The sequence below is a fragment of the Anaerobacillus sp. 63XJN7_4_ISO-PGPR-S23-413 genome (assembly GCF_056173725.1).
This window is the reverse complement of record NZ_CM149688.1, coordinates 3609308-3626863: the sequence shown is the minus strand read 5'-3', so window position 1 is coordinate 3626863 and position 17556 is coordinate 3609308. Positions and strand designations below refer to the sequence as shown.

Genomic DNA, 17556 nt, shown 5'->3' with positions numbered 1-17556 from the left:
TGTCTTTTGAGGGGGTCAGGTACGTACCTGACCCCCATCAAAAAAAGGAGGTTGAGCGATGGCACGCTGGATTTACGTTGTTGGGGGTTTTTTAGTGATTTTGTCATTTTCTTTTTTTATCTTCTATTCTGTAAGGGCTTTCAATATTACGCCTGATCGCCCTTCTGCCTCCTATAAAGCACCGGATTATCGTTTCGTTCTTGTAACGGAGGAGATCGATAACGATTACTGGCGACTTGTGGAGGAAGGAGCGCGGGAAGCGGCTACAAACTACAATGTTTCACTTGAATACACAGGGCCAAAACAAGCGAACCTTGAAGAACATATCAAAACGATTGAGATGGCAGCGGCATCTAAACCTGATGGCATTATGGCACAGGGATTAAATCAAGACGTATCCGCGACAATTATCAATCGTGTCACAGAGAAAGGAATTCCTTTTCTCACAGTGGACACAGATGCTCCTGATAGTAAGCGTGTGGCATATGTAGGCACAGATAATTATTACGCTGGATTTCTCGCAGGTCAGGCGCTTCTTAAAGATACAAATGACGAAGTAAAGGTTGGGATTATTACGGGAAGGTTTGATTCAGCGAATCAAAAGCTTCGTGTAGAAGGGTTTAAAGATGCTATTAAAAATAGCGATCGCGTCGATGTTGTTGCCATCGATGCCTCACAAATTACGCGAATACAAGCAGCGGAGAAAACGTACGAAATGATAAAAGCACATCCTGAAATCAATGCTTTTTATGGGACGAGCGCTCTTGATGCGATCGGTATCGTGCAGGTTCTTGAAAGCATCGGGATGACCGACCAGGTTTATGTTATTGGTTTTGATGTGCTTCCTGAGACGATGCAGCTACTTAAAGATGGAAAATTAGAAGCAACAGTTGAACAAAAGCCATATGAGATGGGATATAACGCGGTGGAATTAATGATACAAATTATCGAAGGAAAGGATGTTTCAACGTATCATCATACGATGACAGAAGTATTGAGAAAAAAAGACTTAAAGCAACTAGAAAGAACGACGCCGGGAGGGATTAAACTACCATGAAAATCCAGGGCAAATTTATTCTCTTTTTTACCATGCTCGTCATTTTAATGAATGGTGTCGCTTTCTATTTGTTTCATAGCAGTCAACGAACTATTGATGATTACCATACGAGCTTTGAACGCTTTATCGTGCTGAACGAAATATCACAGCAAACAAATAAAGTGTATGAGGCGATGAATACCTTTCTAACAGAACGGACACAGAAAGAATTAGAAGCATACGCCATGGAGAGAAAGATTCTCTCTGAAGAAAAAGACGAGCTTCTTAGCTCGGTAAAAAATGAAGCGAACGATCAAACCGTCACGAATTATGAAAAGATGATCGAAAGCTTCCTGCTTGAATGTGATATTACAGTGCAAGCTTTTCAACGACAGGATATTAATCAATATTCAGGTCATTTAAATGAAGCAGCCCAAATCTCAGCATTTATCCAAGAAACGACGCTAACATTAATTAATTCTGAGCTAACGGATTATCGCATGTTTTACAACCAGATGGAGGAAAAGAGTACGTATTTGCAGTGGATGGGCATATCATTATTCGTTTCGATGATTTTATTTAGTTTGTTGATGGCATTTTGGTTCTCAAGAGGTATCACAAGGCCCATACACGAGCTTGCAGCAGCAGCTAAGAAGCTATCGAAAGGGGACTTTACGGCGAATAGAGTAGTTGTGAGATCTAGAAATGAGCTACAGCTACTAGCGGATACTTTTTATCGCATGCAAGAGAACATCCGAGGATTAATTAAAGAGATAAAACAGAAATCAGAGTTAGATCAGCTGTTGAAAGAAATGGAGCTCAAAAGTCTTCAAAGTCAGATCAACCCACATTTTCTTTTTAATACGCTAAATACGATTTCGAGACGTGCCTATATCGAAGGCGCGGATCAAACGAGTGAGCTCATTGAATCTGTTGCCGCACTTCTTCGTTACAATCTAGGAAATTTAGCGAAGGATGTCACATTAAAAGAAGAACTGAATATTGTTCGAGAATATTTCTTTATCCAGCAGTCACGATTTGGTGAAAGGGTTACGTTTAACGTAGTGGCAGATGAAGAGGTTCTTGATTGCATGATCCCTGTCTTAACGCTTCAGCCGATCGTGGAAAATGCGTTTATACATGGAGTGGAGTCGTATGAAGAAGGGGGAGAAATCGTCATTCGGGTCTATTCTGATCAAAATGATGTTGTTGTGGAGGTGGCAGACAATGGTGTTGGAATTGATAAAGCAAGACTAACACAGCTTCTCTTCAATGACGGCCGATCGGTTTCTGAGAAGAGACAAGGACATTCGACGGGGCTTGGCATGCAAAATGTAAAAAAAAGAATTGAATTATACTATCAGGAAACAGGCACGATGACGGTGGAATCCACAAAAGGTTCAGGTACGACCGTTCGTCTGAATTTACCTTATACGAAGATGAGAGGAGATGAACAGCTTGCTTAGGATTATGGTTGTAGATGACGAGCAGTTAGAGCGTGAAGCGGTCGAATTGATGATTAAAAGAGAATATGGAGATCAAGTCACCATTCAGAAAGCGAAAAATGGACGAGAAGCCATTGAATTTGCCGAAAAGTTTCAGCCCGAGATTGTCTTTATGGATATTAAAATGCCAGGTATCGATGGGGTAGAAGCAGTGAAAACGATAAAGAGAAATCAACCCGAAATAAAATTTATCATGCTATCCGCGTTCGATACGTTTGACTATGCCCGCGAAGTGATGAAGCAGGGAGTGAAAGAGTATTTACTAAAGCCAGGGGGAAAGCAAGAGATCTTTTCCGCCATTACCCGTCTCTCAGCCGAAATTGAAAATGAACGAGTAGAAGCTGAGAAGCAAGATCATGTACAAGCACAGCTGACAAAAGCTGTTCATCTTCTAGAAGGAGAGTGGATGAACGCGATCCTAATGGATCACGTCACAGAGTTTAGTCCTTCAGAGTGGAGTGAGCTGTTAGGCTTTCAGACGACAGTTGGGTATGCGGTTATCTTTAAATTTCCTGAGGAAAGAAAAGCGATCGTCAATGAAATGGTTCAGTGGGTAAAAGAAAAAATGAAATCCAACGTGCCTGGTGAGGCGATGATTGGAGTGAGGGATGATACGTATTTACCCTGCTTTCTTTTTAGTGAAGATCTTCTGGAGAAGGATAAACGATTAAAAGCGAAGTTACAGCCTACGTTAAGACAACTTCTTCATGAATTTTATCAGGATTTCCGAGAGGTCGTATGTATCGGCGTTGGCAGACCTTATCAGAAAGCTGATCAATTTGTTGAATCTTATCGCGAAGCGCTTCATGCTGTAAACACACTAGACTTTCAACGAGAGGTCACATATGCCTTTTATCAAGAAAGCAAGATTCCTAACGTACCGCGCCAGAGCGGAACTCAGGAGCAGGAGTCTATCGTGATCAACGCCATTAATAATGGTGATTTCACCAAAGCGATGCAAGAACTTGAAGTGTATCTTGGTATGATCTCAGGTGAACAGCCTGCTATATTTGTTCAAAAGGTGAACGAGCTCTTTCTTGTTGCAGAACGAATTTTACAAAATAACGGAATTTTCTTAACTTCCTACAAGTACATTCAAGCGGAAAGCGAAAATGAGGCAAGAAATCTAGCCAGAGCAAAGCTTCGGAAATTGAATGAGAGTGTGCAAACATGGCGTTCGCTTCATGGAGGAGATCGTCTTGAACAGGTGAAGCAATACATTCACACACATTATCATGAGCAGCTAACACTCGAAGAAGCAGCTGAGCATGTTGATCTTAGTCCTTATTATGTAAGTAAATTATTTAAAGACAAAAGTGGTATGACGTTTATAGATTATGTTACAGAAGTTAGAATTACAGCAGCGAAACGAGAAATGCTTGATCCTTCAAAGAGCTTGAAAGAAATTTGTTTCAATGTTGGTTATAAGGACCCAAATTATTTTAGTCGAGTGTTTAAACGAAAAGCAGGTTTTTCACCATCTCAGTACCGTGAACAATTGCACGTATGACAAAAAAAGAAACCGACTAGCGGTTTTTTGTTATTGGAATGGTAGATCCTTCAAAATGCCTTTCTGTATATACTTCTGCATGGAGTGAAGTTCTTTCATGACTCTAGCGTTTTCTCTATCATTCTTCCACCAGTTGTCTCCCTGTCCAGATTCTCTGTCATCGGGGCAGAGAGTATAGGAGATCCAGTCCGGCATATAGGTGGTGAGAGTTAAGTGACACCTTTTCATGTGATAGGGGGAGCTCACAATTAGAAGTCTATTGATGTGATTCAGCCCAAATGAGCGTTGAAGTACCATAAGTGAAGCAATGACGTTTTCTGTCGTATTCGCTGCTTCGAGTTCGAGAAGAATATCTTCCTCGGGTACGCCAAAGTTAAGTAAGTGGTTTTTCATCCAAATGGCTTCTGACTCTTCTTCTTTACCCCATCTTGCTGCAGATCCGGAAACTAAAATTTTTGGAGCGCGCTCGTTATGATATAGTCTGGCTGCTTTTTGAACGCGATGGATCGTTTTTGCACCAAAAACGAGAATGCACTCTCCCTCTTTTCCATCATCTACAATGCTATCGAACATGAAAGAAGTAATTTGTTGCCTTGAGAGATTGTCCAGATTAACTTCAGAAAACATCATTTCTCTTTCACCTCGTTAGGACATTTCTTAGTAACTCTCTTCTCCTTTTAATCAAGAGATCCTTTCTTTCGTAGTTCTGTACTAGCTTATGAGCAAGACCACAAAAAAGTGAAGATAACAACAAAAATATGAAGGCGCTTACATGGGTTGGGAGCCATTCAATTTGATAAAGTAAATATAATAAAAGAAACGGGGGGATTGATTGTATGAAGGGAACGTTGAAAAAACTTACGGGATGGATTCTCGTTCTTGTCCTCGCTCTTGTACCACTTTCTGCTTGTTCAAACTCTGGGGAAACGAATAGCAGTAGTGAAGGAAGTGCTAGTAAAGAAGAAACGCTTGATATTTTTAGCTGGTGGACAGGTGCTGGTGAAGAGGATGGATTGAATGCGCTAATTGACTTATTTAAAGAAGAATACCCTGATATTGAAGTAGAAAACGCAGCAGTTGCGGGCGGAGCAGGAACGAACGCGAAAGCCGTGCTTGCAAGTCGCATGCAGGGTGATGATCCACCAGCAACGTTCCAGGTTCATGGTGGTTCTGAATTGAACGATGGATGGGTTGCGGCTGACAAAATGGAAACGCTTAACGACCTGTATGAATCCGAAGGTTGGGGAGATAAGTTTCCTGAAGATTTAATTGATCTTGTTAGTAAAGATGGAGATATCTATTCGGTTCCTGTGAATATTCATCGCGGAAATGTTCTTTGGTATAACACGAGCATTTTTGAAGAGAACGGTGTCGAGCCGCCAGCGACGTTTGATGAATTCTTCGCTGCTGCTGACCAATTACAAGAAGCTGGTGTTACGCCGCTTGCTCTTGGAGACAAAGAGCCCTGGACAGCAACTCATTTGTTTGAGACTGCGCTCTTAGGAACGCTTGGAGCAGATGATTACAAAAAGCTTTTCACTGGAGAAATGTCGTTTAGTGATCCGAAAGTAAAGGAAGCCGCTGAGAACTTTAAGAAGATGCTCAGCTATGTGAATGAAGACCATAGCTCACGAAATTGGCAGGATGCTTCCCAGCTTGTTGCAGATGGAGAAGCGGCGATGAACGTTATGGGAGACTGGGCAAAGGGTTATTTTGTGAACGACCTTAACTTAAAGGTGAAAGAAGACTTTGGTTGGGTGGCAACACCTGGAACAGACGGTATGTTTATGGTCATTACAGATACATTTGGTCTACCAAAGGGAGTTTCAAATCCTGAAGACGTTAAGAAATTCTTATCTGTTCTTGGTTCTGTTGAAGGACAGGATGCGTTCAACCCATTAAAAGGCTCTATTCCAGCTCGTGTTGATGCCGATCTCTCGAACTATGATGAGTATGGGAAAGAAACAATTGAAGACTTTAAAAATGCTAGTCTTGCTCCAAGTCTTGCCCACGGATCGGCTGCACCTGAAGGCTTTGTCACAAAAGTGAACCAGGCGATTAATATCTTTGTTACACAGCAGGATGTGGATCAATTTATTAGTTCGCTAGAAGATGCTTCAGGCGATCTTAAGTAAAAGAGGATGGGGGGAGAGGGATTGCTCTTCTCCCTTTTTCTATCGTAAGGGGGATGAGGATGAAGACTGAAACAATGATAAACCAATCTGTTAAAGCTGTAACAACTCGAAAAAGACGTTCACTTACGAAAGATCACATAATCGCCATTGCATTCCTTATTCCATCCATCCTATTAGTAGGTGTTTTTGTTTATGGTTTTATCGGATGGACTGGCTATGTCTCTTTGAGTAATTGGAATTCACTTGTACCAGACTTTTCATTTGTTGGATTGAAAAATTACATCTACTTGTTTAGTGATTTTCGTTTTCAAGCTGACTTACGAAATACACTATTTTTTACGATTCTCTTCATTCTAGTCGTGATTGTGGTGGGGCAGTTTCTTGCCATTCTTCTTGATCAAAAAATCCAGCAGGAGTCACTCTTTCGAAATATCTTTTTCTTTCCGATGGCGCTTTCGTTTGTTGTAACGGGTGTAGTTTGGCAATGGCTATTAAACCCTTCGACAGGTGTTAACCTATTTCTTGAAAAGATTGGTCTTGATTCAAAATGGTACACGGATACAACCATTTTCCCTGCAATTGGATGGGGAAAGATTGAATTCGGGATTCCGGTAGCGATGATTGCCGTTGTGATTGCTGCAGTATGGCAAATGACGGGCTTCTCTGTTGCCATGTATCTTGCCGGTTTACGTGGGGTGCCTGAAGAAGTGCGAGAAGCAGCGAGAATGGATGGAGCGAATGAATTCCAAGTATATTGGAAAATCATCATGCCGATCCTTCGCCCGATTACGGTTAGTGTCATTATTATTATGGCTCATATTTCACTTAAAATTTTCGATTTGATTTACGCAATGACAGGTCCTGGAGCGAACTTTGTAACCGATGTTCCAGGTGTATATATGTACGAAACGACGTTCCGTGGTAATTATTACGCAAACGGAGCAGCCATTGCTGTGGTCATGCTTCTCGCTGTTGCTATCTTTATCGTTCCATATCTGTGGTCGAGTCGAAAGGGGGAAACTTGATGGCGATTAGAACGATCACCCGTCCGCTTCTTTATGCTCTCCTTATTGCTTTATCATGCTTTTATTTAATGCCAGTTTACGTCATGATCATAACGAGCCTGAAGCCTCTTGAAGAAGTGACCTTAAGTCAAATGTGGCAGTTACCTTCAACACTTGATTTTAGTAGTTATTCAGTAGCGTTTACGAAGCTTGCTCCAAACTTATTAAATAGTTTCTATCTTGTTATCCCAGCTACATTGCTATCAGCGTTATTAGGATCACTTAACGGCTACGTACTTTCAAAGTGGAAGTTTAAAGGCGCAAATACGCTATTTACGGTTATTTTGTTCGGAATGTTTATACCCTATCAAAGTATCCTTATCCCGCTCATTCAGTTTCTTAGAGAAATCGGATTATATAATTCTATTGCAGGGCTTATCTTTGTTCACGTTGTGTATGGGATTCCGATTACGACACTTATGTTTCGCAATTTCTATGCTAGCATTCCTGATTCGATGATTGAATCTGCCAAAATAGATGGGGCAGGGTTTATCGGAATTTACCGTTTCATCATGATGCCTTTATCAATTACAGGGTTTGTTGTAGTCGCAATCTGGCAGTTTACGAACATCTGGAATGAATTTTTATTTGCTGTCACGATCACAACATCTGATCAACAACCTGTTATGGTTGCTCTTCAGAATTTATCCGGCAGTCAAATCGTTCAATGGAATGTACAAATGGCAGGTGCACTCCTTGCTGCACTGCCAACTCTACTCGTTTATATTTTCTTAGGTAAGTTTTTTGTAAAAGGATTACTTGCGGGATCAGTAAAAGGGTGAAATCCACTTTTGATAAGAGCAGCTCATGCTGTTCTTTTTTTTACTCATTTACGTTCTGTGATGACCTTTCACATGGATGATTCAAAAATCGAGAAAACAACATCATGAGATAACATTGCTATTTTTATTTGAATGAGTGTCTTAAATAGAGGGATTTCGATGCTTTATCTTGAAATTTGTTAGAATAGTTAGAAAAATGGTAAAATTAATAAGTGATCTTATAATAGTGGAGGGGGAGTGCTGATGTTTCATTCGTATAAAGTAGATGGTTACTTTGATGAAATGCTTGAAGAAGGCAAGAAACCAAGGGGACATTGCAAACCGTTCCATGAGAAATTAAACGAGGTAGCTCCGGAAGAATTACAGTCGAGGTATGAACTAGCGCAAAGCGATTTTCTTCGCCAGGGCATTACGTTTACCGTTTATAGTGACAATGAGGGTACAGAACGGACAATGCCATTTGATTTTGTTCCCAAAATAATTCCACCAGACGAATGGCAACATCTTGAGCGAGGACTCATGCAGCGATTTGATGCGCTCAATGCTTTTCTTGATGACGTCTATCACGAACAAAACATTCTTAAAGACGGCATTATTCCACGGGATCTGATCGTCAATTGCCAGCATTTTTTCGAACAAGTGGCAGGGATTGATCTTCCGAGAAGGCAGCATATTTTTATGGCAGGAATTGATTTAATTCGGGATGATAATGGGGAGTATCGCGTTCTAGAAGATAATCTTCGTAATCCCTCTGGCCTCTCTTATGTTTTTCAAAACCGTTATGTAATGAGAAAAGTTTACCCTGAATTTTTCAATCAATATTCTGTTCAATCTCTTGAACAGCAATTTTCATATCTTCACTCAGCAATGGCCTCGCTTGCTCCTGATGATAGCACATCACCGACGATTGTATTATTAACACCTGGTGTTCATAATTCAGCATACTACGACCACTCTTTTATTGCTCAGCGAACAGGAATTGAACTCGTAGAAGGCAGAGACCTTGTTGTGAGGGAGCGACAGGTGTTTATGAAAACTGCTCGTGGATTGAAGAAGGTAGATGTGATCTATCGTAGAATAGACGACGAGTTTCTTGACCCACTGGAATTTCGTGAAGATTCGCTTCTTGGGGTTCCAGGGCTCATTGATGTGTATCGTGCGGGAAATGTTTCGATATTAAATGGTATTGGTAATGGAGTTGCCGATGATAAAGCGATCTATCATTTTGTTCCTGATATGATTCGCTATTATTTAAAGGAAGAGCCACTAGTGAAAAATGTCGATACATATCTTCTGAGATATGACGATCAGTTGGAATATGTTCTTGATCATTTGTCAGAGTTAGTCGTCAAACACACGAACGCTTCAGGCGGTTATAACATGCTCATCGGTCCTCATGCTACGGAAGAGGAGATTGAAGCCTATCGAGCGCAAATTTTAAAAAATCCATCTGAATTTATTGCTCAACCGACAATTAAATTATCTCGCCTCCCAGCATTTAAAGAAGACCGCTTTGCTGCATGTCACGTTGATCTTCGCGTGTTTATATTTGGTGGAGAGAAGACTCACGTATTTCCTGGTGGGTTAACACGTGTCGCTCTCAAGGAAGGGTCTCTTGTTGTCAATTCTTCACAAGGAGGCGGAGCGAAAGATACGTGGGTACTAGAAGAGAATCCAATTGTAACGGGGGGGAGTGACAACCATGCTAAGCAGAGTAGCTGATTCGCTTTATTGGTTAACCCGAAATGTCGAACGAGCAGAGAATAATGCGCGATTGATCGCGGTTAAGTTAACGAGTCGTCTTGAGAATGCCAATCCAATCGAAGAGACGAATCAGAACTGGTATGAACTGATTGAAATAAGCGGATTTCAAGAAGTTTTTGATGAAGAACATGATCGATCGATGGATCGAAATGTGATGGAGTTTCTACTGTTTTCAGGAAAAAATCCTAATTCAGTACTCAATACAATAACTATTGCTAGGGAAAATGCACGCGCCGTTCGAGAAATTATTCCCAATGAACTATGGGAAAGTATTAATTCTTTTTATTTAAAATTAAAGCAACAAAGCCACACGCCATGGACGATGGAAGAAGTTAGCGATATTTGTGAATTTGTTAAGAAGGAATCTCTTCTATTTCAGGGGATTGTTGAAGCAACAATGCCGCGAGGAGATGCTTATCTTTTCATGGAGATGGGTAAACACCTGGAAAGAGCTGAGAAGGCAGCTCGCATATTAGATGTTTATTATCACAAAAATTTAGAGAGCTACCAGAATACAGAAATTGTGGAGTATCATCACTGGTGGTCAGTTCTTCAATCTGTGAGTGGACATGAAGCTTACATTAAAACGTATCGACCGTTGATTAAAAGTCGCAATGTCGCTGAGTTTTTCATTTTAAATGCTGAGTTTCCGAGGTCAATGATGTACTGTATTCAAAAAGTGCGAAATGCATTTGTCGCGCTTGAAGATGGTCATGTCGAACATTATTCAGAATCACTTGCACAAGAGCTCGAGCACCTTGCCAATGATCTTTATGATTTTTCAATCGAAGAAATTTTGAATCAAGGAGCTCATGCGTTTCTTCAGAGTTTTCAACACAGATGTATGACGATCGGCATGCACATTACGAAAACCTACTACCTGGGGGAAGTTGTGATACCATGAAATATGAAGTTACCCAAACGAACACTTATCACTATGAGCTGCCAGTAAGGCAGAGTATTAATCAGTTCAGATTGCGACCACTTCATGATGTGCAACAAACGCTTCATGACTATCGCGTTCGCATCCAACCTGAAAGTAAGACTTACGGACATACCGACTATTGGGGCAACTATGTTGAAACGTTCTATCTATGGGGTGAACATCAAGATCTTGAAATTGAAACGATTTCAACGATTGAAATTCATCCACTTGCGCTGGATGTTACTTTACCACTTACGGATAACCAGCTAGCTGAACTTCATTCAGAATCTTTTAAGCAAGCACATGCCGAATATATGATCGAAACGGATTATACGACAATCTCCAAGCACGTGATGGAAGAAGAAACGCGAGAGCTTTGGGCAAATGCTAGAGATGAACTTGACTTCGCAGTGAAGCTTAATGAACATATTTATAACACGATGGAGTACGTGTCAGGAGCCACAAATGTTGAAACGACCGCTGAAAAAATTCTCACTCATCGTACAGGCGTTTGTCAGGATTATACTCATCTAATGCTTGCGCTCTGTAGGCATCGAGGAATTCCAGCTCGCTATGTTAGTGGATATATTTATATTGGGGAGAATTCCGCTTACCGTGGGGACGCGGCAACTCATGCGTGGCTTGAAGTAAAAGTGCCGGGCCTAGCCTGGATTGGCCTTGATCCAACGAATAATGCCGTAGCTCGCGAACAGCACATTCGGATTGCAGTAGGCCGAGACTATCGTGATATTTCTCCTCTAAAAGGGGTATATATCGGCGGAGCTCACACGCTTAACGTTAGTGTAGGTGTAAAGAATCTAGAAGAACGGGTCAGCGGGTAAGAAGCTGCCCGTTTTTTATATTAGAAATTCTTCCATCACTAAAACAGCTTGAAAGCATGGAAATAGTAGTAGCATTCATGTAAGGTTTTGTTTATTAGATATTTTTTTCTTAAGCGATACCTTTACCGCTAATCAAACAGAAAAGAGGCGACAATGGTTGATTATTTCACCTCCGCTAGCTCAATCAATCGTAGAAGAAACAGAGAGGATCATTAGTCGCAATATTAATTTTATGGATAGTGAAGGAAAAATTATTGCTAGTACTGATCCAAATCGTATCGGGCACTTCCATGAAGGAGCCTATAATGTTCTGCAACGGCAACAAAGTTTAGTGATCGAAGAGGATGATGAGTTAGAAGGAACGAGAAAAGGCATAAACCTCCCCGTTTTTTTGCATGACCAGATTATTGGTGTGATCGGTATTACCGGAGCCCCTGAAGAAATCAAACAGATGGGCGAGGTAATCCAAAAAATGACTGAAATTCTTGTAAAGGAAGCTTACTTTGATGAACAGCTCGAACTAGAAGATCGAGCGAAAGAAGCGTTTATTGATGAATGGATCGATGGAAAGTGGGAAAATGATAAATTATTTGCATCAAGAGGATGGATTCTTGGCATCAATGTCCATATTCCGAGAGTCGCTGTCATTCTTGATATGATCGGGATGAATGATCTTATTTATAATAAATTATCAAGCTACCAAGCTGATGTTAAAGGAGAACTTGAAATTCAGCGTTTTCGTCGAGATATTCTTCAAGAGATTCAATCGAGGTTTCCACCCAATAGTCAGCATGTGATCATACCAACAGGAAGTACACGTTATATTCTTTTATTATCCGTTAATGATCAAGTGGCCGAGGTGAATCGTAAAGGAAAGATTCAATTTCGACTGGAACAAATCCAGCAAGCTATCGAATCTTCTTACCCCTTCACAATGGCTGCGGGTATTGGAAGGATGTATACAACGCCACGAGAAATATCAAGGTCTGTACAAGAAGCAGAGAAAGCCTTGCTTCATTCCAGAAAGCAGAGTAATTTGTTTTTCTATGATCAACTTGGCATTGAATCTTTTGTGTATGATCTCGCCCCAGAAGTGAGATTAGATTTTGTTGAACGGGTTCTCCCTTTAGAACAATTAGAGAAAAAAGATCAAATGATTGAAACGCTTGAAGCTTTCTATAAAGCAAATGGCTCCATTCAAAAAGCATCGAGTGATTTATATATCCATAAGAACACTCTTCAGTACCGCTTAAAGAAAATTAGTGAATTTACTGGATATGACCCTAGAAATTATGAGGATGCTGTTCTTCTGCAAGTAGCTCTTGCTTTTTATAAATCCAACCCTACGTAAAAGACACTTTGAAAAAAGTGTCTTTTATTATGTGTACTAAAAACATATGTGTAATACGCATTTTTTTAGTTCTCTGTAACATAGAAAGCTTTCGTGAGATTTAATAAACTAATAGTAGAACATAATTCGGGAGGCATAACAGATGAGAACATCAATTCAAGGGAGCATATACAACAAGTTAGAGCGACTATACGGAGAACAAAGAGCGCTTTCTGTGACATCTGAAGTAATGGAACTAATTAAATCATATAAGCGAAAGCAAATAGAGCCTGAGAAAAAATGGGTAGATGAAAAAGATATTATGATGATTACTTATGGTGATTCTATAAAAGAAGAGGGGGAAGTTCCTCTTAGAACGCTTCGAGAATTTTTATCTGATCACCTTACTAATGAAATCAATGCGGTGCATATTCTTCCTTTCTATCCTTATACGAGCGATGACGGATTTTCAGTAATGGATTATAAAACAATAAATGAAGAGCTTGGTAATTGGGACGATATTCAAGCGCTTTCTAATCAAACGGATCTAATGTTTGACGCTGTTATAAATCATATTTCAAGTGAAAGTAATTGGTTTAAAGAATATTTGAAAGGAAACGAGGCTTATCAGGATTACTTTATTGAAGCTGATCCTGAAGCGGATTATAGCAAAGTGACGCGTCCTCGCGCACTTCCTCTTTTAACAAAAGTTGAAACGAACAATGGAGAGAAGCACATTTGGACGACGTTTAGTGAAGATCAAATTGATTTAAATTACGAAAGTGATCGTGTGCTCTTTGAAGTCCTTGATATTCTTCTCACTTATGTTGAGAAAGGAGCACGCTTTTTAAGATTAGATGCGATTGGCTTTATGTGGAAAAAACTAGGTACGACATCGATTCACCTGGAGGAAACTCATTTGCTAGTGCAGGTTATGAGAGAAGTACTTGAAGAAGCAGCACCGGGAACGATCGTAATTACAGAAACCAACGTTCCCCATAAAGATAACATTAGTTATTTTGGGGACGGTTCAAACGAAGCCCATCTTGTTTATCAATTCCCTTTACCTCCATTGACGCTCCATTCCTTTCAAACTGGCGATGCATCGGAGTTAACGAAATGGGCCAAATCCCTTGAAGCTACTACGGAAACAACCACTTATTTTAACTTTTTAGCTTCCCATGATGGAGTAGGTGTTCGACCTGTAGAAGGTATCCTATCAGCATCTGAAGTGCAGAGAATGGCGGATAAAGTTCAAGAGAATGGTGGTTACGTATCTTATAAAAATAATGGTGATGGAACAAAGAGTCCATATGAATTGAACATTAATTATTTAGATGCGATTTCAAATAATGGAGAATCGAATGAGAAAAAGGCAAAGCGGTTTATTGCAGCTCAATCAGTCCTGCTTTCATTGATGGGCGTACCTGGTATCTACGTTCATAGTTTGCTAGGCTCTCAAAATGATCAAAGTGGCGTCGATGAAACAGGACGATACCGCTCGATTAATCGAGAGAAGCTAACACGATCAACGCTTGAAGATGAACTTCAAAAGGAAGGAAGCTTACGGAATCTAGTTTTCAATGATCTTAAGAAGCTTATCAGAACGCGCAAATCAACTAAAGCTTTTCATCCCAATGCTTCTCAAGAAGTGTTGGAAATGGATCAGCGCATTTTCTCTGTTGTTCGTACGAATGAACAGACGGGAGACAGAGTTGTAGCGATTACAAATGTTTCGGATGACACCGTTACGCTCAAACGAGAAATACTTGATCTTTATTTTGATGGTACTGCTTTCGATCTCATTTCCGAGTGTGAAATTTCTTCGAATATAACGTTATCTCCTTATGAAGTTCTTTGGGTGTGTGCAACATCGGAGGTGAGTGAATGAGAATCGTTATAGCTCCTGATTCTTTTAAAGGATCTATGAGTAGTCTTAATGCCGCCCACGCCATTAATCGTGGGATAAAGGAAGTTATTCCTGATGCAGAAACGATTCTCATACCAATGGCAGATGGTGGAGAAGGAACAGTAGATGCATTAGCTACTATTCTTAATGGGCAAGAGATCGCCGTTGAAGGCATCAGTGATCCTCTTGGCCGGCCAATTAGGGCGACATATAGTTGGTTAGAATCAACATCTACTGCGATTATTGAAACAGCATCTGCTTCAGGTCTCCCTCTTCTTAAAGAAAGTGAACTCGATCCGCATCAAGCCTCTACTTATGGGACAGGACAGTTAATTGAGCATGCTCTGAATAAGAAGGCACGAAAAATCATACTCGGTTTAGGTGGTAGCGCAACTGTTGATGCAGGAACTGGTTGTTTTGAAGCGCTCGGGGTTCGGTTTCTCGATCAGAAAGGTGAAAGAATAAAGGCAGATGGAGCATCTCTTGCTCGTATTTCTTCTATCGACCTTACAGCATTAGATTCTCGTCTGAATGACGTAGAAGTTGTAGTAGCGTCTGATGTAACGAATCCTTTACTTGGGAAGGAAGGCGCTATTTCTGTGTTCGGTCCACAAAAGGGTGTAAACGATATTAGTAGATTTGAAGCTGGAATGAAAAACTATGCGAATAGAGTGAGTGAAAAATTTGGCATGAATCTGGAGAACAGCGATGGAAGCGGAGCAGCTGGCGGGTTTGGTTTTAGCCTACTAGCCTACTTAGATCCAATTTTTATGAGCGGCTTCTCTTTACTTGCTGAGCATAGCTGTTTAAAAGAACAAATGAAGTCGAGTCACTTAGTGATTACGGGAGAAGGAAAGCTAGATGCCCAAACGTTATATGGTAAAGTGCCTTCGGGTATTTCTCGGCTAGCTAAATCTGTTAATGTTCCTGCGATCGCTTTCGCTGGTACTTCTACGATTCTAGAAGATAGGGAGATGGGCATTATGACCGTTCTACCTATTATTGATGAGCCAATGGAATTGAAAGAAGCCATGACTCGAGGACCAGAGTTATTGTACCGTGCAAGCAAGCGCTTTATGACGCTTTATCAATGGATTAATGAGGGGAAGGGAGAATAGAAAATGAGCCAATTCACAATGCTAGATTACGTGGTTCTTGTTGTTTATATTCTTGGGATTGCTTGGTTTGGAGCGCGTTTTGGAAAGAATCAAAACACGACAAAGGATTACTTTCTTGGCGGAAGAAGCATTCCGTGGTGGGCAATCGGGCTTTCAGTTATGGCAACACAAGCGAGTGCGATCACATTTATAGGTGCACCTGGTTGGGGATATGAAGGTGGACTAGAGCGCATTAACACGTTTATTAATGTGCCGCTTGCAATGGCTTTTCTTATCGCTACAATTGTCCCTTTTTTCTATCGAGCAGAAGTTTATACGGCTTATGAGTATTTAGAGAGACGCTTCGGAACGGGAACACGAACATTATCCGCCGCCCTCTTCTTAGTGGCTCGAGGACTTGCGACAGGTGTCGTTCTTTATGCCCCAGCATTAGTACTATCCGTTGTAACTGGATGGGATATTAAGATAACGATTATTTTAATGGCTGTGATAGCGGTATCATATACCGTGCTTGGTGGGATCAGTGCCGTTATCTGGACTGACGTAATCCAAATGTTCGTATTATGGTTAGGTGCGGCTATTAGTATCGTAGTTATTTTAGTGAAAGTTCCGGGCGGAATGACTAGTATTCTTGCCAGCGCTTCAGACGCAGGTATGCTCCAATCGCTCAATTTCTCCTTTGACCTTTCCATTGAATATAGCGTATGGGCTGGTGTGATTGGCGGCTTCTTCCTTCATGCTGCTTACTTTGGAACAGACCAAAGTCAAATTCAGCGTGTTTTAACAAGTAAGTCAATACGCGAAAGTAAACTTTCACTCGTTCTAAGTGGAGTTCTATTAATCCCGCAAATGCTGCTTTTCCTTTTTATCGGTATACTTTTGTTTGCATTCTATCAAACATTTGGTGACCCAAATGTTGATAACTTGAATGAACTATTTCCACTATTCGTTGTAAACCAATTACCAGCAGGAATTTCGGGTCTTATTATTGCAGGGGTGTTTGCAGCCGCTATGTCTAGCCTGGACTCTGCTCTTAATTCATTGTCAGCCGTGTCGATTCGAGATTTCTATGGTCAATTCGTTAAAAAGAATGCATCGGATCAGCATTATTTAAAAGCATCGCGATGGGCTACAATTTTTTGGGGAATTTACGCAACAATTTTCGCTTTCTTTGCAGCTAATCTTGGTCCGGTTATTGAAGCTGTAAATAAGATAGGCTCCTATTTCTATGGTGCACTTCTGGGTGTGTTTATCCTCGCCATTTTTACAAAGCGAACAAACGGCGTAGGTGCAGTGACTGGTATTATAGCGGGGATGCTTTCTGTTTGGGGCGTTACTCAGTTTGCTGAAGTATCATGGTTATACAATAATTTCGTAGGGGCGATTGTTTCAGTAGGGGTTGGATATGTTGTTAGCTTTATTGGAGCAAAACCTAAAGCTGAGAAACTAGCAGGGCTTACGCTGTTTGATTTAGATGACGATATACAAGAAGTGTTAAAAGCACGTTCTGAAGCAGCGTCGTCTCTAAGTGATGAAGAAATTGAAGAAGAACGCCGTACGTCAAGATGGCCGATTTATTTAGTTGGGTATTTCGTTGTCGTTATGATTGTGCTCTATCTCATAGGCCTGATCTAAA

At 40.7% G+C, this 17556-nt stretch carries 14 protein-coding genes; 13 read left to right on the top strand and 1 reads right to left on the bottom strand.

The genetic code is table 11. The features are described 5' to 3' along the window. Positions 1-58 precede the first annotated feature (58 nt). Genes AC0VYO_RS18955 through AC0VYO_RS18945 form a run of 3 tightly spaced genes read left to right on the top strand, consistent with a single transcriptional unit; the run spans position 59 to position 4051 of the window. Complete coding sequence (locus tag AC0VYO_RS18955) at positions 59-1057, top strand: sugar-binding protein (protein ID WP_475367993.1); 999 nt, start codon at positions 59-61, stop codon at positions 1055-1057. Then, positions 1054-2502: a sensor histidine kinase gene (locus AC0VYO_RS18950; protein ID WP_430245774.1), complete on the top strand. Its 1449-nt coding sequence runs from the start codon at positions 1054-1056 to the stop codon at positions 2500-2502. Before AC0VYO_RS18955 ends, AC0VYO_RS18950 begins: the two co-directional genes overlap by 4 nt. Continuing rightward, positions 2495-4051: a response regulator gene (locus AC0VYO_RS18945; protein ID WP_475365891.1), complete on the top strand. Its 1557-nt coding sequence runs from the start codon at positions 2495-2497 to the stop codon at positions 4049-4051. Before AC0VYO_RS18950 ends, AC0VYO_RS18945 begins: the two co-directional genes overlap by 8 nt. A gap of 30 nt (positions 4052-4081) precedes the next feature. Here AC0VYO_RS18945 and AC0VYO_RS18940 read toward each other — a convergent pair whose 3' ends face one another. Further along, the gene (locus tag AC0VYO_RS18940; protein ID WP_475365890.1) at positions 4082-4681 is read right to left on the bottom strand and encodes a YdcF family protein; all 600 of its coding nucleotides are present in this window, start codon (positions 4679-4681) and stop codon (positions 4082-4084) included. A 206-nt stretch (positions 4682-4887) separates the two neighbouring features. On the opposite strand from AC0VYO_RS18940, the gene AC0VYO_RS18935 reads away from it, so the two are divergent. The 10 genes from AC0VYO_RS18935 to AC0VYO_RS18890 all read left to right on the top strand — a co-directional run bounded on the left by AC0VYO_RS18935 (position 4888) and on the right by AC0VYO_RS18890 (position 17555). Next, positions 4888-6186: an ABC transporter substrate-binding protein gene (locus AC0VYO_RS18935; protein ID WP_475365889.1), complete on the top strand. Its 1299-nt coding sequence runs from the start codon at positions 4888-4890 to the stop codon at positions 6184-6186. A 59-nt stretch (positions 6187-6245) separates the two neighbouring features. Next, entirely contained in the window at positions 6246-7211 is a 966-nt protein-coding gene (locus AC0VYO_RS18930) for a carbohydrate ABC transporter permease (protein ID WP_475365888.1), read from the top strand. Continuing rightward, positions 7211-8032, top strand: coding sequence for a carbohydrate ABC transporter permease (locus tag AC0VYO_RS18925; protein WP_475365887.1), 822 nt, complete (start codon positions 7211-7213; stop codon positions 8030-8032). Before AC0VYO_RS18930 ends, AC0VYO_RS18925 begins: the two co-directional genes overlap by 1 nt. Before the next feature lie 243 nt (positions 8033-8275). Beyond that, complete coding sequence (locus AC0VYO_RS18920) at positions 8276-9754, top strand: circularly permuted type 2 ATP-grasp protein (protein WP_475365886.1); 1479 nt, start codon at positions 8276-8278, stop codon at positions 9752-9754. Then, entirely contained in the window at positions 9735-10700 is a 966-nt protein-coding gene (locus AC0VYO_RS18915) for an alpha-E domain-containing protein (protein ID WP_475365885.1), read from the top strand. Before AC0VYO_RS18920 ends, AC0VYO_RS18915 begins: the two co-directional genes overlap by 20 nt. Next, the gene (locus tag AC0VYO_RS18910) at positions 10697-11563 is read left to right on the top strand and encodes a transglutaminase family protein (RefSeq protein WP_303534152.1); all 867 of its coding nucleotides are present in this window, start codon (positions 10697-10699) and stop codon (positions 11561-11563) included. Before AC0VYO_RS18915 ends, AC0VYO_RS18910 begins: the two co-directional genes overlap by 4 nt. A 157-nt stretch (positions 11564-11720) precedes the next feature. Continuing rightward, positions 11721-12914 (top strand): CdaR family transcriptional regulator, encoded by a 1194-nt coding sequence (locus tag AC0VYO_RS18905; RefSeq protein WP_430245788.1) that lies wholly within the window; start codon positions 11721-11723, stop codon positions 12912-12914. A 142-nt stretch (positions 12915-13056) separates the two neighbouring features. Further along, positions 13057-14784 carry a sugar phosphorylase gene (locus tag AC0VYO_RS18900; RefSeq protein ID WP_475365884.1) on the top strand — a complete coding sequence of 576 codons (1728 nt, stop codon included), beginning with the start codon at positions 13057-13059 and terminating at the stop codon, positions 14782-14784. Beyond that, on the top strand, positions 14781-15920 hold the full coding sequence (locus tag AC0VYO_RS18895; RefSeq protein WP_475367992.1) for a glycerate kinase family protein: 1140 nt from the start codon (positions 14781-14783) through the stop codon (positions 15918-15920). The genes AC0VYO_RS18900 and AC0VYO_RS18895 overlap by 4 nt, the downstream gene beginning before the upstream one ends. Before the next feature lie 3 nt (positions 15921-15923). Further along, the gene (locus AC0VYO_RS18890) at positions 15924-17555 is read left to right on the top strand and encodes a sodium:solute symporter family protein (protein WP_430245793.1); all 1632 of its coding nucleotides are present in this window, start codon (positions 15924-15926) and stop codon (positions 17553-17555) included. The last annotated feature ends 1 nt before the right edge of the window (position 17556 follow it).

Bases quoted from the DNA above. Each gene is read 5' to 3' on its own strand.
- AC0VYO_RS18895 (WP_475367992.1), top strand. From the start codon at position 14,781: ATGAGAATCGTTATAGCTCCTGATTCTTTTAAAGGATCTATGAGTAGT.
- AC0VYO_RS18950 (WP_430245774.1), top strand. From the start codon at position 1,054: ATGAAAATCCAGGGCAAATTTATTCTCTTTTTTACCATGCTCGTCATT.
- AC0VYO_RS18920 (WP_475365886.1), top strand. From the start codon at position 8,276: ATGTTTCATTCGTATAAAGTAGATGGTTACTTTGATGAAATGCTTGAA.
- AC0VYO_RS18940 (WP_475365890.1), bottom strand. From the start codon at position 4,681: ATGATGTTTTCTGAAGTTAATCTGGACAATCTCTCAAGGCAACAAATT.
- AC0VYO_RS18900 (WP_475365884.1), top strand. From the start codon at position 13,057: ATGAGAACATCAATTCAAGGGAGCATATACAACAAGTTAGAGCGACTA.
- AC0VYO_RS18935 (WP_475365889.1), top strand. From the start codon at position 4,888: ATGAAGGGAACGTTGAAAAAACTTACGGGATGGATTCTCGTTCTTGTC.
- AC0VYO_RS18955 (WP_475367993.1), top strand. From the start codon at position 59: ATGGCACGCTGGATTTACGTTGTTGGGGGTTTTTTAGTGATTTTGTCA.
- AC0VYO_RS18925 (WP_475365887.1), top strand. From the start codon at position 7,211: ATGGCGATTAGAACGATCACCCGTCCGCTTCTTTATGCTCTCCTTATT.
- AC0VYO_RS18910 (WP_303534152.1), top strand. From the start codon at position 10,697: ATGAAATATGAAGTTACCCAAACGAACACTTATCACTATGAGCTGCCA.
- AC0VYO_RS18915 (WP_475365885.1), top strand. From the start codon at position 9,735: ATGCTAAGCAGAGTAGCTGATTCGCTTTATTGGTTAACCCGAAATGTC.
- AC0VYO_RS18930 (WP_475365888.1), top strand. From the start codon at position 6,246: ATGAAGACTGAAACAATGATAAACCAATCTGTTAAAGCTGTAACAACT.
- AC0VYO_RS18890 (WP_430245793.1), top strand. From the start codon at position 15,924: ATGAGCCAATTCACAATGCTAGATTACGTGGTTCTTGTTGTTTATATT.